The organism is Mesorhizobium sp. M4B.F.Ca.ET.089.01.1.1 (assembly GCF_004022605.1).
Taxonomy (GTDB): domain Bacteria; phylum Pseudomonadota; class Alphaproteobacteria; order Rhizobiales; family Rhizobiaceae; genus Mesorhizobium; species Mesorhizobium abyssinicae.
Genome location: NZ_RZOS01000101.1, coordinates 1 through 15,513 on the forward strand (window position 1 = coordinate 1; position 15,513 = coordinate 15,513).

The window sequence follows — 15,513 nt, forward strand, 5'->3', positions numbered from 1 at the left end:
TGATGGCGGTGAGGATGGCTGCGAAACGCATTGATACCGAATGGCGCCTGCAACCGGCGGCAACGCTTTTGCCGCTGGACGCAGATCGCGCTAGGCGCGAATTGTCGGAAATCGCTTCGGCGGCCGCGGAAGAAGGCCTTGCCCGCCTGGAAACATTCCTGGCGGCCGAGGGCGTGGACCAGGACCTCCTCGCCGCCGTCTTCGACCTGTCGCCATTCCTGCGCGATGTGGCGCGCCGCCGCCCGCAAATCCTCGATGCCTTGTCCGACGCCGATGTGAAGGCTCGGCTGGCGGCGATCGGCGAGGCCATTGGCAAGGCGGCGCGGGCCGAGACGGTCTCCGAACAGAGCCTGATGATGGAACTCAGGCAGTGCAAGACGGAAGCCCATTTCCTGATCGCCTTGGCCGATCTCGCCGGCGAGGCCGCGCCGGCGCTGACCGTGCGGCGCCTCAGCGACCTCGCCGACGCCTGCACCCGCGCCGCCGTCGATTTCCTGCTGCGCGACGCGCACGGGCAGGGCAAGCTCAGATTGCCCAACCCCGAAAACCCGGCGCGCCAGTCGGGCTGGATCCTGCTCGGCATGGGCAAGCTCGGCGCGCATGAGCTGAATTTTTCGTCCGACATCGACCTCGTCGTCTTCTTCGATCCCGACGCGCCGGCGATCGTCGATCCGCTCGATGCGACGGAATTGTTTGCGCGCCTCACACGCCGCCTCGTGCGGATCCTCCAGGACCGCACCGAGCATGGCTATGTCTTCCGCACCGATTTGAGGCTGCGGCCAGATCCCGGCTCGACGCCGCTGGCGATACCGGTCGAGGCGGCGCTTCACTACTATGAGGGGCGCGGCCAGAACTGGGAGCGCGCCGCCATGATCAAGGCGCGTCCGGTGGCCGGCGATCTCGCCGCGGGCGCTGCGTTCCTGAAAGAGCTGCAGCCTTATGTCTGGCGCAAATACATGGACTACGCGGCGATCGCCGACGTCCACTCGATCAAGCGCCAGATCCATGCGCATAAGGGCCATGGCGAGATCGCGGTCAAGGGCCACAACGTCAAGCTCGGCCGCGGCGGCATCCGCGAGATCGAGTTCTTTGTCCAGACGCAGCAGTTGATTGCCGGCGGCCGCTTCCCGGAACTGCGCGGCCGCGAGACGGTGCCGATGCTCGGCCAGCTTGCCGCCCGCGGCTGGATCACCGCCGACGCGCGCGATGCCCTCGCCCGGCAATACTGGTTCCTGCGCCGCGTTGAGCATGCCATCCAGATGGTCGCGGACGAGCAGACCCATATCCTGCCCGAGAGCGACGAAGGGCTGGAGCGCATCGCCCGCATGCTCGGCTTTGTCGACCAGCCGAGCTTCGCCGAGGCCTTCCGCGCCTCGCTGCAGCAGGTCGAGCGTCACTATGCGGCTTTGTTCGAGACCGCGCCGGAACTTTCGGCCGGCGTCGGCAACCTGGTCTTCACCGGCGACGTCGACGATCCCGATACGCTGCAGACCTTGCAGCGCCTCGGCTTCCAGCGGCCGAGCGACATTTGCCGCGTCATTCGCGGCTGGCATTTCGGCCGCTACCGCGTCACCCTGTCGGCGGAGGCGCGCGAGCGGCTGACCGAACTGACGCCGGCGCTGCTCAAGGCTTTCGGCCAGACGCGGCGGGCCGACGAGGCGGTGATGCGCTTCGACGAGTTCCTTGCCGGCCTGCCTGCCGGCATCCAGCTTTTCTCGCTGCTGCAGTCCAATCCCGCGCTGCTGAAATTGATGGCGACGATCATGGGCGCCGCCCCGAGGCTTGCCGCCATCATCACGCGCCGGCCGCATGTCTTCGACGGCCTGCTCGATCCGGCTTTGCTCGCCGAACTGCCCGACCGCGCCTATCTCTCGGCGCGGCTCGCCGCTTTCATCGAGGGCGACCGCGCCTATGAGGACGTGCTCGATCGTTTGCGCATCTTTGCCTCGGAGCAAAAATTCCTGATCGGTGTCAGGCTGCTTGCCGGCGCGATCGATCCGGCCCGCGCCGGCCGCGCCTTTTCCGACCTTGCCGATCTCACCATCGAGGCGGCATTGCAGGCGGTCATCGCCGAATTCGCGCTGCGCCACGGCAGCATCGCCGGCGGCACGGTGGCGCTGCTCGGCATGGGCAAGCTCGGCAGCCGCGAGCTGACGGCGGGCTCCGATGTCGACCTGATCCTGCTCTACGACCACGATCCGGACGCGGAGGAGTCCGACGGCGAAAAGCCGCTTGCGCCCTCCCACTACTATACCCGCATGACGCAGCGCCTGATTGCGGCCGTCTCGGCCCCTACGGCCGAGGGCGTGCTCTACGAGCTGGACCTTCGCTTGCGCCCCTCCGGCAACAAGGGGCCGGTCGCCACCCACGTCGATGCCTTCAAGAAGTACCAGCGCCAGGACGCCTGGACCTGGGAGCACATGGCGCTGGCGCGGGCGCGCGCCATAGGCGGTGACGCCGCACTCTGCGCCGAGGTGGAGACGGAGGTGGCCGCCGTGCTGGCCCTGCAGCGCGACGCCGCCAAGGTGGTGGCCGAGGCGTCGGAGATGCGCGCGCTGATCGAGAAGGAAAAGCCGCCGCGCGACCGCTGGGACATCAAGCTGATCCCGGGCGGCCTGATCGATCTCGAATTCATCGCCCAGGTGGCGGTGCTCACCGGCCATGTCGTCGAGGCCGGTCGCAGGGTGACCGCGACGGCCGACATCCTGGCGCGGCTTTCTCCCGATTTCGCGGGCGCCGATGTCAGGCAGCAGCTGTGCGATGCCTACACGCTCTATCTCGCGCTGACCCAGATGATCAGGCTCTGCCTCACCGGTGAGTTCCAGCGCGACGACGTGCCGCCGGGGCTCTCGGATCTGCTTCTGGCGGTGACCGACCTGCCGGATTTCGCTGTTCTGGAAGCGCATCTCAAGGAGACGTCGCGAAAGGTCAGACAGGATTTCGACCTCTTGCTGCGTGCGAAGAACTCATGACGAAGGGATGAATGTCGCGGCGAGAGCGTCGGGCCCGATGAGGAGGAAATCCGATGCTCGAACAAAGAGATGGATGGCGGCCTGAATCTGATTGAGAGGTTGCCGTCCTGGCATCGGGGGTGACGATGCAACAGGAGAAGACCATGAGAAAGTCTACCAAGCTTGCCCTTGCTTTCATGGCGCTCGCGGGCGCTGTCGGCACCACGGCCTATGCCGAAAACAATGCCAGCGCCAAAATGCGTGACGACATGATGCAGCGCCTCGACGAGGCGCTGAAGGGCCCCAACGGCGCCATCACCTTCGACCAGTTCTCCGACGCCATGGACTCGCGGCTGAAGAAGCTCGTCGCCGAGAATGGCGGCAAGCTGACTGTCGGCGAGCTCGCCGACGCGCTGGAGAAGGCGCGCTTCGAGCGCATGGCAAGGCGCATCATCGCGCGCTTCGACACCAGGGGCGACGGCACGCTGACCGCAGACGACATCACGAGCCGCCAGAAGAAGCTGTTCGCCATGCTGGACAGGAACAATGACGGCAAGATCGAAAAGGGCGAACTGCCGAAGGGCGGCCGCTTCGGACGTCATCGGCAGTGGGACGGCGGGGACGGCGACGACGGCGTGCAGTGAGGCTGAATGATCTGGATCCGGCGACTGGAGTGCCGGACTCTCGAAAGGCCACGTTCTTTCGCGCCCCCCTCTGTCCTGCCGGACAGAGGGGGTGCTGTCCCGCCGACATAGCCGGATTCTGAAACACGCGAAGCTGAAAAACTAAGCCGCAGCTTTTACCGAAGGCGTCGCCTTCTTCAGCGGGATGCGCACCGACACGATCGTGCCGACGCCTTCGGTCGAGCGGATCTTCAACGCGCCGCCCTGCAGCTCGGCCAGCGAGCGCGAGATGGCGAGCCCAAGGCCCGACCCGGCATGGTTCTTGGAGAACTGGTTCTGCACCTGCTCGAACGGCCGGCCGAGCTTGCTCAGCGCCGCCTTGGGGATGCCGCATCCATTGTCCTCGATCGTCAGAACCAGCGCTCCTGAAGCGCTGCGCGCCCGCACCGAGATGTGCCCGCCCTGACCGGTGAACTTCACGGCGTTGGAAAGCAGATTTATGGCGATCTGCTTGATGGCGCGGCGGTCGGCGAACAGCCGCATCGCATCGGCGATGCGGGTCTCCACCGTGATCGACTTCTCCGCCGCCTGCAACGAGATGACGCGCACCGTCTCCTTGATCAGAGGGCAGAGGTCGATCTCCTCGCGGTCCATCGAGAACTGGCCGGCCTCGATCTTCGACATGTCGAGTATGTCGTTGATGACGCCGAGCAGGTACTTGCCGCTGCCGTTGATGTCGGTGGCATATTCCTCGTAGCGCGGCGAGCCGAGCGGCCCGAACAGGCCCTGTTCCATCAATTCGGAGAAGCCGATGATGGCGTTGAGCGGCGTGCGCAGCTCATGCGACATGTTGGCCAGGAATTCGGACTTCGCCCGGTTCGCCGCCTCGGCGCGTTCGGTTTCCTTCATGTATTTGCGGTTGAGTTCGACCAGTTCCCTGGCGCGCTCCTCTTCCGCCCGGCGGGCGAGGCTGAGGTCGTGGATCGTCGCCATCAGCCGTCGTTCGCTGTCGACCAGCTTTTCCTGGTGCAGCTTGATCTGGGTGATGTCGGAGCCGACCGAGACGGTGCCGCCGTCCCTGGTGCGCAATTCGTTGACCTGCAGCCAGCGGCCGTCGGCAAGCTGGCGCTCGAACGTCGAGCCGCCCTGTGGACCGTTGGCGTTGGCCAGCCTGCGCTCCGAGGCGAAGGCCAGCATCCGCTCCTCCAGCACAGCGCGCACAGCACCCGGCATCACGTCGCGGTCCGACAGGCCGTTGTCCTTCTGGTATTTGGAATTGCACATGATCAGCCGCTCGGCGGCATCCCACAGCACGAAGGATTCGTTGATGTTCTCGATGGCGGTCCGCAAGCGCAGATCCGCCGCCTCCGAGCGCAGCGCGAGATGCCGCTGCTCGGTGACGTCGACGGCGATGCCGATCAGCTGGATCTCCGGCGCCTCGGGGTCGATCACCTGGGCCCGCGCGCGCATCCATACCCATTGGCCGTCGGCGTGGCGCATGCGGAACACCTGGTCGATATGGTCGATCTCGCGCTCGACGATGCGGTTGGCAAGCTCGAACAGGTCGCCGTCCTCGGGATGGATGATCTCGTCGACCTCGCCGAAGGACAGCATCGTGTCGCAAGGCTCGTAACCCAGCATGTCGTACATCGAGCGCGACCAGTACATCTTGCCGCGCACCATGTCCCAGTCCCACAGGCCGCAGCGGCCGCGCACCAGCGCCATGTCGATGCGCTGATGCGCCTCGAGGTAAATGCGGTCGGCGGCCTGGGCGCGCGCCGCCTGGCCGAAATAGGCGTAGAGGATGATAATCAGCACGCCGGCCGTCAGCACGAACAGGGTGACGTTGAGCGAGACCGTCTTGCGCCAGCTGTCGAAGACTGCGTCTTTCGGCACCAGAGCGGCGGCGGCGTTCTTGCGGCTGGCCGTCAGGCTCACCGCCGCGTACCAGTCCTGCCCGCCGATGCTGACCTCCATGACGCCGGCGCGCTCGCCGAACATGAACAGCGGCTGGCCGCCGAGAACGAGGCTGTCCAGCGAACGCCCCTGCCAGCCGCTCGACAGCGGCGACACGGCGATGATCTTGAAGCTGCCGTCGGTGATCGCCAGCACATGGCTGCGGCCCATGGCGCCCTGGCGGCCGGTGCTCTCCATCAGGTCCGCCGCGCTGACGGTGGCCGCATTCGGGTCGGCGGCGATCGCGCTCGCCATCTGACCCACCGCCAGCGAAAGGATTGCCTTGGCGTCGCGCTCGACCTCGTCGCGCTCGTTCATCAGCGACAGGACGCGCAGCGCGGCGATGACGATCAGGAAGATGATGATGAGGGCAGGGATCGAACGGCGCAGCCACGGCTCGGCCGCCAGCAGCCGCCGATAGGCGGGTTCGGCGATCAGCCGCGTATTGCCGGCAAGACCGTCGCGTCGCGCCTTGCGACGCTCAAAAGCCTTCCCTCCGGGCGCGCCCCACGCGTCCGCCTTGGCCATAAATGGCTACTCCCCGAATTCCCTCTGCTTGATGATCCGGTTACGCCGCACGTCCGAATCGTCATTAAAGAATCAAAGGTGATTCGCCTTGTCCAGAGGCGCGGCCAAAAAAGATTAAAAATTGATTGAAATTCGTCGAAACTGCCAATCTCCCCCACGAGGGGGGAGATCGCTAGTCACGCCAGCGTTCGCTCGACGATATCCCTTAGATCCGCCGACAGCTTTTCCGTGCCTGCGATCGCAAGCAGCGCCTCCCTGGCCTTGGCTTGGCGCCCCGGCTCCAGCGAGCGCCAGGAGCGCAACGCGGTCGCCAGCCTGGCCGCCACCTGCGGATTGCGTTTCTCGACCTCGAGCACGGTCTCGGCGAAGAAGCGATAGCCTTCGCCGTCGGCGCGGTGGAAGCCGGTCTGGTTGGCGCTGGAGAAGGTGCCGATGAGCGAGCGCACACGGTTCGGATTGGCCATCGAGAAGGCCGGATGCCCGGTCAGCGCGCGCACCGTCTCGACGGTCTTCGAGCCGGGCACGCCGGCCTGGATCTGGAACCATTTGTCCATCACCAGCGCATCGTTGCGGTACTTCGCCTCGAAATCGGCCAGCGCCTGTTGCGCTTCGGCCGACCCGGCATGGCGGTGCGCCAGCACGGTCAGCGCGGCCGCGCGGTCGGTCATGTTGCTGGCGGAGCGGAAGTGAGTTGCCGCAAGCGCGGCGCCTTCCGGCAGCAGCGCCAGGTAGTCGAGCAGGATGTTGCGCAGCGCCCGCCGGCCCGCACTCGCCGCATCGGGGCTGATTGGCCCCTTGTCGGCAAGCCGCTCGTAGAGGCCGGTGAAGTTTTCCCGGTTCGCCCTGGCAATGGCCAGTGCCAGCGCCTCGCGGGCGGCCAAGATGGCGTCGGGATCGATGCCCTTGCCGATGTCGCGGGCGATGTCGGCTTCGCCCGGAAGCGAAAGCGCCAGCGCCCGGTAGGCCGGCTCCAGCGTCTCGTCGGCGGCGATCCTGCCGGCAAGTTCGGTGAGCCGCTGGGCAAAGGCCGGCGGCTTGCCGCCGAGCACCTGGCGGAAGGCTGCGATCAGCGCATCGGTGAGCAGCGTGTTGAAGGCCTGCCAGCGCGAGAAACTGTCGCTGTCATGGCCGGCAAGGAAGAACTGGTCGTCGGTCTTCTGCTCGACCGACAGCGTGACCGGTGCCGAGAAGCCGCGGTTGAGCGACACCGCCGGGCGCTCGGCGACGCCAGTGAAGCGCACGACATGCCGGCGCTTGCGGATGTGGATGACGCCGTCCTCGACGGTGGCGCCCTCGACGTCATCGTAAGAGACGGGCTTGCCGCCGGCACCGACCAGACCGAAGCCGAGCGGAATGTGCATCAGCCGCTTGCGGCTCTCCGACGGCGTCGGCGGCACCGACTGCTCGATCTCCAGCGTGAACTCCTTTGCCCGTGCGTTGTGCGAGGAACTGACGGTCAGGTTCGGCGTGCCCGCCTGATGGTACCAAAGCGCGAATTGCGACAGGTCGCGCCCCGAGGCGTCCTCGAACACTTTCAGGAAATCCTCGATGGTCGCCGCCTCTCCGTCATGGCGCTCGAAATAGAGGTCCATGCCGGCACGAAACGCTTCGGCGCCGAGGATGGTGCGGATCATGCGCACCACTTCCGAACCCTTCTCGTAGACGGTCGCCGTATAGAAGTTGTTGATCTCGCGGTAGCGGCGCGGCCTGACCGGATGCGCCAGCGGCCCCTGGTCCTCGGGGAACTGGTGCGCGCGCAGCGTGCGCACCTCGGCGATGCGCTTGACCGCCCGCGAGCGCTGGTCGGCGGAGAATTCGTGGTCGCGGTAAACGGTCAGCCCCTCCTTCAGGCAGAGCTGGAACCAGTCGCGGCAAGTGATTCTGTTGCCAGTCCAATTGTGGAAATACTCATGCGCGATGATCGCCTCGATATTGGCGAAGTCGGCATCGGTCGCGGTCTCCTCGTCGGCCAGCACATACTTGTCGTTGAAGATGTTGAGGCCCTTGTTCTCCATCGCGCCCATGTTGAAGTCGGAGACGGCGACGATGTTGAAGACGTCGAGGTCGTATTCGCGGCCGAAGGCTTCCTCGTCCCATTTCATCGAGCGCTTCAGCGCATCCATCGCATAGCCGGCGAGCCGTTCCTTGCCCGGCTCGACATAGATGCCGAGCTCGACCGTGCGGCCGGACAGCGTGGTGAAGCTGTCGGCGACCTTGCCGAGCGCGCCTGCCACGAGCGCGAACAGGTAGGACGGCTTGGGGAAGGGGTCGTGCCAGACCTTATAGTGCCAGCCATCCGCAAGCACGCCGCTTTCGACAGGATTGCCGTTCGACAAAAGCAGCGGCGCTTCGTTGTGCGGCGCCTCGATGCGCACCGTGTAGATCGAGAGGATATCCGGCCGGTCGAGGAAATAGGTGATGCGCCGGAAACCCTCGGCTTCGCACTGCGTGCAATAGACATTGCTGGAGCGATAGAGCCCCATCAGCGCTTCATTGCGCGCCGGCGCGATTTCGGTTTCCAGCACCAGCTCGAAGCGGGAGGCGGCCGGCGGCTTCAGGACGGCGAGTTCGTCCGGCGTCGCCGCGTAGTCCTCCGGCTGGAGGTCACGGCCGTCAATGGCAATGCCGAGCAGCGTCAGCCCGTCGCCGTCGAGCACCAGCGGCGCCGTTGCGGCAACGCCTTCGCGCCGCTCGATGGTGAGCGTGGCGATGACGCGGGTGGCCTCGGGGGAAAGGCGGAAAACGAGGCTGGTCTGCAAAATGAGATAGTCGCTGGGGCGATAGTCTTCGAGCTTGAAGACATGGCCGGTATCGGTGCGCATTCCCAAGGGTTTTCCTGTCTGTTCCCGGCGCGGCAAACGGGCCCGCTGGTCCAAAAAATTCGAGGTTCGCGCTCTTTACACGAAACGGTCACTCGACAAAACTGCGCCTATGCCTATTTCAGGCATCCATCCCCCCACCGTCATCGCGAGGCATTCATGACCGTCGTCACACCGAAATTCGGCATGGGCGCCTCCGTGTTGCGTCGCGAAGACCAGGCCTTCCTCAAGGGCGAGGGCCGCTATACCGATGACATCAAGCCGGCCGGCCTGCTGCATGGCTATGTGCTGCGCTCGCCTGTCGCCAAGGCGGGCTTCACCATCACATCCACCGAAGCGGCGTCAGCGGCGCCGGGCGTGCATCTTGTGCTGACCGGCAAGGACCTCGCCCATCTCGGCAAGCTCAAATCCGGCGTCATGCAGCGCCAGCCCGACGGCACCAGGGCGCCGACCCGCGACATCCCGATCCTGTGCGGCGACAGGGTCAACTATGTCGGCGATGCGGTGGCTTTCGTCGTCGCCGACAGCCGCGCGCTGGCGCAGGACGCGGCCGAGCTGATCGAGGTCGACTATGACAGCGAGGATGCCGCTTCCGGCACCGCCACGGCGCTGGATGAAGGCACGCCGCTGGTCTGGCCGGAACTCGGCTCCAACCGCGCCTTCACCTACCATATCGGCGACAAGCAGAAGACCGCGGCTGCCTTCGCCAGGGCCGCCCACATCACCCGCATCGAATTCATCAACAACCGGCTGGTCTGCAACTACATGGAGCCGCGTTCGGCGATCGGCGAATGGAACGCGGCCGAAAGCCGCTTCGTGCTGACCACTGGGTCGCAGGGCGTGCATTCGATGCAGTACATCATCGCCGAGCTGTTCAAGATCAAGAAGAGCGAGCTGCGCATCATCACGCCGGACGTCGGCGGCGGCTTCGGCCCGAAGGCCTTCGTCTATCGCGAGTATCCGCTGGTGCTGGAGGCCGCCAAACGGCTCGGACGGCCGGTCAAATGGGCCGGCGATCGCACCGAGCATTTCCTCAGCGACGCCCAGGGGCGCGACAATGTCGTCAAGGCCGAGATGGCGCTCGACAAGGGCGGCCGCTTCCTCGGCATGAAGGTCGAGCTGCTGGCCAATATCGGCGCTTATGTTTCGCAATATGGTCCGTTCATCCCCTATGTCGGAGTCACCATGTCGACAGGCGTCTACGACATAGGGGCGATCGACGTCTCGGTGACCGGCCTCTACACCAACACCTGTCCGGTCGATGCTTATCGCGGCGCCGGCCGCCCGGAAGCGGCGCTGCTGCTGGAGAAGCTGGTCGATGCCTGCGCGCATGATCTGGGCTTGCCCGTCGAGGAGATCCGCCGCCGCAATTTCATCCGCCCCGAGCAGTTCCCATATCGCACCCAGACCGGCCGCCTCTACGACACCGGCGAGTTCGCCGGCCACATGGACCGCGCCATCGAGCGGGCGGAGTGGAAGGCGTTTCCGCAGCGGCTCGAACAGTCGAAGGTGGCGGGAAGGATCCGCGGCATCGGCATGGCGACCTATATAGAGGCCTGCGCCTTCCCGGGCTCCGAGCCGGCTTTTGTCGAGCTCAACGGCGATGGAACGGTGACGCTGAAGATCGGCACGCAGACCAACGGCCAGGGCCATGCTACGGCCTATGCGCAGTTCCTGTCGGAGAAGCTCGACCTGCCGATCGAGAAGATCCATGTCCGCCAGGGCGACACCGACGATCTGAAGGCTGGCGGCGGTACCGGCGGCTCGCGCTCGATCCCGCTCGGCGGTGTTTCGGCGTCCCGCGCTGGCGAGGATCTGGCGAACAAGATCAAGCGCATCGCGGCCGACGAGCTCGAAGCCTCGGCCGGTGACATCGAACTGTCCGACGGCGTCGCCCGCATCGTCGGCACCGATCGCGCGATCGATTTCGCCGGCGTCGCCAGGGCGGCGAAAACCCCGGACGACCTCAAGGGCTTCGGCGAATTCGTCCAGGACGAGTGCACCTATCCCAACGGCACCCATATCTGCGAGGTCGAGATCGATCCCGACACCGGCGCCACCGAGATCCTGCGCTACACCATCGTCGACGATTTCGGCGTCACCGTGAATCCGATCCTGCTTGCCGGCCAGGTGCATGGCGGCGTCGTCCAGGGCATCGGCCAGGCCCTGACCGAGAACACCGTCTATGGCGAGGACGGCCAGCTCCTGACGGCAAGCTTCATGGATTATGCCATGCCGCGCGCCGACAATTTCCCGTTCTTCCACTTCGAGACCCGCAACGTGCCTTCGACCACCAATGCGCTGGGCATCAAGGGGGCAGGAGAGGCCGGCACGATCGGCGCCACGCCGGCGGCGCTCAATGCGGTGACCGACGCGCTCTGGCGCGCCCACGGAATCAGGCATATCGAGATGCCGGCCACGCCGGCGCGCATCTGGACAGCGATCCGGGACGCATCGCAAAGGTGAGCGGCGGGGCGGAGCCGGAAGGCGACGGCGGACACGCCGGCCACCACAGCACGCTGCGGGGCATCGCGCTGAAGATCGTCTCGGTGGCGGTCTTTGTCGGCATGCAGACCTGCATCAAGGCGGCCGGCGATGTGCCCGCCGGGCAGATCGTTTTCTTCCGCTCCTTCTTCGCCATCTTCCCGATCATCGCCTTCCTGGCGTCCAGGGGGCATCTGGCCACGGCATTCGCCACGAAACGGCCGTTCAACCACGTCGCGCGCGGCCTTGTCGGCGTCGGCGCCATGGGGCTCGGCTTCTTCGCGCTGACCAGGCTGCCGCTGCCCGAAGCGATCACGTTGAACTACGCGCAGCCGCTGCTGGTGGTGGTGTTCTCCTCGATCTTCCTCGGCGAGGCGATCCGCGTCTACCGCTGGAGCGCGGTCGCTGTCGGCCTCGTCGGCGTCCTGATCATCTCCTGGCCGGAGCTGACGCTGCTGCGCTCGGGCGCGGCGCTCGATGACCAGGAGTTGCTGGGCGTCATCGCCGCCTTCGCCGCCGCCGCGATCTCGGCCGTCGCCATGCTTCTGGTGCGCAACCTCGTCCAGACCGAGAAGACGGCGACGATCGTGCTTTGGTTCTCGGTGACGGCGAGCGTCATGGCGCTGTTTTCGGTGCCCTTCGGCTGGCAGGCGTTGACGCCGACGCAGGCCGCCCTTCTGGTTGTCGCCGGCTTTTGCGGCGGGCTCGGCCAGATCCTGATGACTTCGGCCTACCGCCATGCCGAGGCCTCGGTCGTGGCGCCCTTCGAATACACCTCGATGATCCTCGGCGTCGTCGTCGGCTATCTGGTGTTCGGCGATGTCGCTTCGCTCAACACGCTGGCCGGCGGTCTGATCGTGGTGGCGGCCGGTATCTTCATCATCTGGCGCGAACGCCAGCTTGGGCTTGAACGCACCCGAACGAGAAGGGCGACGCCGCCGCAGGGGTGATCAAGACCGCTCGGCCCGCTCCTTCGCCAGCCGCACCAACGTCGACCGCGTCTGCTCGTCCGCCGGGAAAAAGGATTCGATCGCCAATTCCGACAGCGTGACATCGAGCGGCGTGCCGAAGACGGTGATCGTGCTGATGAAGGACAGCACCTGATCGCCATGCGCGAGCCGGAGCGGATGCACGATACCGCTCGGCTCGACCGGGGCCGGCCGCGCCCTCTTCAGCCCGGACGGATAGGCCCGCAATTCCCGTTCCAGCTCGATCAGCACCGGGTCGCCGATGGCGTCGTTCTGATGCTTCAGCCGTTCGAGCAGATGTGCCCGCCATTCGGCGAGGTTGACGATGCGCGGCGCAACGCCGCCCGGATGCAGGCTGAGCCGCAGCACATTGACCGGCGGCGCAAGCAGCGACGGCTCGGAAACATCGGCGAGGAATGGGGCGATTGCCGCATTGGCCGAGACGAGATTCCAGTGGCGGTCCACGGCCAGCGCCGGGAACGGCTCGTGGCCCCGGAGCACCGTCTCCACTGCCGCCATTGCCGGCGCCAGCGCGGCATCGGAGAGCTGCTTCTCGCTGAAGCTCGGCGCGAAGCCCGCCGCCAAGAGCAGTTGGTTGCGCTGCCGGAGCGGGATTGAAAGTTGCTCGGCAAGGTGCAGCACCATTTCGCGCGAGGGCTGGGCGCGGCCGCTTTCGACGAAGGAGAGATGCCGCTGCGAGATCTCGGCCTCCATGGCGAGGTCGAGCTGGCTCATGCGCCGGCGCGCGCGCCACTCGCGGATGAGGCTGCCTGCGGAAATTTCGGATGTGGTCATAGGGGAAGGACTAAGGCGGGGAGGGGAGTAATTCAATTACCTGGGAGGTTATGGCGCTGCTTTCCCGTCTTCCCCTATGGGAGAAGGGAGCGCTTCACCCCAACTCCCGCAGCTTCGCCTTCACCTCGAGAAAATCCCGCCAGGCGAGCTTCTTGTGCGCCGGCGTCCGCAAGAGATAGGCCGGATGCAGCGTCGGCATCGCCGGAATGACGGTGCCGGACGCCGTCGTATGCGTGCGCCAGTTGCCGCGCAGCCTCAAGATTCCCTCGGTGGTGTTGAGCAGGGTCTTGGCCGAGGGGCCGCCGAGATTGACCAGCACTTTCGGATTGACCAGCTCGATCTGCCTTTCGATGAACGGCCGGCAAATCTCGGTTTCGTGCGGCGTCGGCGTCCGGTTGCCCGGCGGCCGCCAGGGGATGACGTTGGCGATGTAGGCCGAATTCCTGTCGAGGCCAATTGCTGCCAGCATGCGGTCGAGCAGCCGGCCGGAGCGGCCGACGAAGGGCAGGCCTTCGAGGTCTTCGTCGCGGCCCGGCGCCTCGCCGACCAGCATCAGCTCCGCGTTCGGGTTGCCATCGGCGAAGACCAGGTTCTTGGCGGTGAATTTGAGGTTGCAGCCGTCGAAACCCGCCATGTGCTGGCGAAGCTCGTCAAGCGTCGAGGCGCTCGCCGCCATCTGCCGCGCCAGCAGGGCCTGCGCTTCGTCGGGCACCGCTGCGGTTGCCGGCATCGAGCGCGCCGGCGCGTCCGGCACCTTGCTTGCGTCGAGCCCGGGCGCTGCCGCAGGCCGCTGCGGCGCTCTGTTGGCGTCGGGGCCTGGCTCCGATGCTGGCCGTTCCGGAGCCGTGCTTTCGCGCGCGGCCGGTGCCGACGCGCGCTCGGCTTGCTTCGGCCGAACCTCCGCGAAGCGGTTGATCGGCGCATCCTCCAGCGCCTCGTCGACGCCGGCGCTGGCATAGAAGGCGAGCAGCTCGGCGATCTCGGCGGGGGTGTTGGGGGAGGCGGCAATCATGGCGCCACCATCGTCCCGGCGGCGGCGATTTGCAAGGTTGGCTGCGTCAGCCGGTCGGTATGCGCGGGTCTTGCACCAAGTAGAACGTCCAGCGCGGCGTGTAGTCGGTGATCAGGAATTCGAAGCTGCCCGTCTTCAGCGGGTCGATCTTGCCGTTCTTGAACAGGAGCCGGTCATAGGGTTCGAAGTCGCGGTCGAAGTCGGCGAAGTTGCTCGACACGATGTTGTCGGGCGACTTGTTGCGCTGGTCGAAGGACAGGCCGTCGCCGAACACGCTCGGCTGGTCGAGGATCTCCTGCAGCTCGAACTGGAATTCCACCCAGGCCTGGCCGCTATTGTTGAGGGCCTTGATGCGCATGTACATGATGCCGTTGGCGACCTCGCCGGCCTTGCCGAACGCCTCGATCGGCTTGGTGGTGCGGATGGTCAGCGTCACCGGCGTTGCCGAATTCAGCTCTTCGGTGATGACGATCGGATCCTCCTTGGTGCCGATGCCGGAAGCGCCGGTGATGTGGAAGCCGCCGAGCTCGTCGGAAAAGGAATAGGCGCCGGTCGCCCACACCTTTTGCGGATCGGCATCGGCCGCGGTCGGGACCAGCAGCGAGAGGAGCGGAAGAACCGCGCGGCAAAGCTGGCCGGGCGTGGAGAAGAAGCGCGTCAATGAGAAGCCGGATGGCTCAGGCGTGCGCATGGCGCGAAGTATTGCCGATAAGCAAGCCATGGAACAATTGAAAAACGTTGAGGGAAATGGTTCTTGCCTGCCGGGCGCGACTTTTTGTCGAAATCGGCTTTGTCCGTTAAGCGCCGGTTTCCCGTCGCGAATTGATGCGCTATGCAGCGCATGAGCCAGCACAATGCGGGAAAGCGCGGCAAGCCAGTGAGGGGTCGATGAGCGATATCGAACGCGAGAGCATGGAATTCGACGTGGTGATCGTCGGCGCGGGTCCGGCCGGCCTCGCCGCGGCGATCCGCCTGAAGCAGGTCAATCCCGAGCTTTCCGTCGTCGTGCTGGAAAAGGGCGGCGAGGTCGGCGCCCACATCCTGTCGGGCGCCGTCGTCGATCCGATCGGCGTCGACCGCCTTCTGCCGGGCTGGCGCGAGGAGGAAGGGCACCCGTTCAAGACGCCGGTGACCGATGATCATTTCCTGGTCCTTGGCCCCGCCGGCTCGTTCCGCCTGCCCAACATCCTGATGCCGCCGCTGATGAACAATCACGGCAACTACATCGTCTCGCTCGGCAATGTCTGCCGGTGGCTGGCGACCAAGGCAGAGGCGCTGGGCGTCGAGATCTATCCGGGCTTTGCCGCCGCAAGCCTCGTCTACAACGATGCCGGCGCCGTCACCGGCGTCATCACCGGCGACATGGGCGTCGAGAAG

General features: G+C 65.9%; 10 protein-coding genes. 5 read left to right on the plus strand and 5 right to left on the minus strand.

The window, feature by feature from the left end; translation table 11 throughout:
• The first annotated feature begins 2 nt into the window (after nt 1–2).
• On the plus strand, nt 3–2,972 hold the full coding sequence (locus tag EN780_RS12585) for a bifunctional [glutamine synthetase] adenylyltransferase/[glutamine synthetase]-adenylyl-L-tyrosine phosphorylase (RefSeq protein ID WP_189556519.1): 2,970 nt from the start codon (nt 3–5) through the stop codon (nt 2,970–2,972).
• 143 nt (nt 2,973–3,115) lie between these two features.
• The gene (locus EN780_RS12590) at nt 3,116–3,595 is read left to right on the plus strand and encodes a hypothetical protein (protein WP_127310084.1); all 480 of its coding nucleotides are present in this window, start codon (nt 3,116–3,118) and stop codon (nt 3,593–3,595) included.
• Nucleotides 3,596–3,736: 141 nt separating this feature from the next.
• Here EN780_RS12590 and EN780_RS12595 read toward each other — a convergent pair whose 3' ends face one another.
• On the minus strand, nt 3,737–6,058 hold the full coding sequence (locus tag EN780_RS12595) for a PAS domain-containing sensor histidine kinase (RefSeq protein ID WP_128274039.1): 2,322 nt from the start codon (nt 6,056–6,058) through the stop codon (nt 3,737–3,739).
• 176 nt (nt 6,059–6,234) lie between these two features.
• Nucleotides 6,235–8,880: an aminopeptidase N gene (gene pepN / locus EN780_RS12600; RefSeq protein WP_128274041.1), complete on the minus strand. Its 2,646-nt coding sequence runs from the start codon at nt 8,878–8,880 to the stop codon at nt 6,235–6,237.
• A 156-nt stretch (nt 8,881–9,036) separates the two neighbouring features.
• On the opposite strand from pepN, the gene EN780_RS12605 reads away from it, so the two are divergent.
• The gene (locus EN780_RS12605; RefSeq protein WP_128274043.1) at nt 9,037–11,343 is read left to right on the plus strand and encodes a xanthine dehydrogenase family protein molybdopterin-binding subunit; all 2,307 of its coding nucleotides are present in this window, start codon (nt 9,037–9,039) and stop codon (nt 11,341–11,343) included.
• Entirely contained in the window at nt 11,340–12,311 is a 972-nt protein-coding gene (locus EN780_RS12610; protein ID WP_128274045.1) for a DMT family transporter, read from the plus strand. Before EN780_RS12605 ends, EN780_RS12610 begins: the two co-directional genes overlap by 4 nt.
• Here the strand turns inward: EN780_RS12610 and EN780_RS12615 are convergent, their stop codons facing one another.
• The 3 genes from EN780_RS12615 to EN780_RS12625 form a co-directional block, all read right to left on the minus strand.
• Nucleotides 12,312–13,124 carry a helix-turn-helix transcriptional regulator gene (locus EN780_RS12615; RefSeq protein WP_128274047.1) on the minus strand — a complete coding sequence of 271 codons (813 nt, stop codon included), beginning with the start codon at nt 13,122–13,124 and terminating at the stop codon, nt 12,312–12,314.
• Between the two features lie 94 nt (nt 13,125–13,218).
• On the minus strand, nt 13,219–14,136 hold the full coding sequence (locus tag EN780_RS12620; protein ID WP_128274049.1) for a uracil-DNA glycosylase: 918 nt from the start codon (nt 14,134–14,136) through the stop codon (nt 13,219–13,221).
• Between the two features lie 46 nt (nt 14,137–14,182).
• Nucleotides 14,183–14,827 carry a hypothetical protein gene (locus EN780_RS12625; protein ID WP_128274051.1) on the minus strand — a complete coding sequence of 215 codons (645 nt, stop codon included), beginning with the start codon at nt 14,825–14,827 and terminating at the stop codon, nt 14,183–14,185.
• 197 nt (nt 14,828–15,024) lie between these two features.
• On the opposite strand from EN780_RS12625, the gene EN780_RS12630 reads away from it, so the two are divergent.
• Nucleotides 15,025–15,513 (plus strand): NAD(P)/FAD-dependent oxidoreductase (locus tag EN780_RS12630; protein ID WP_133372607.1); only part of this gene is annotated, 489 nt, incomplete at its 3' end.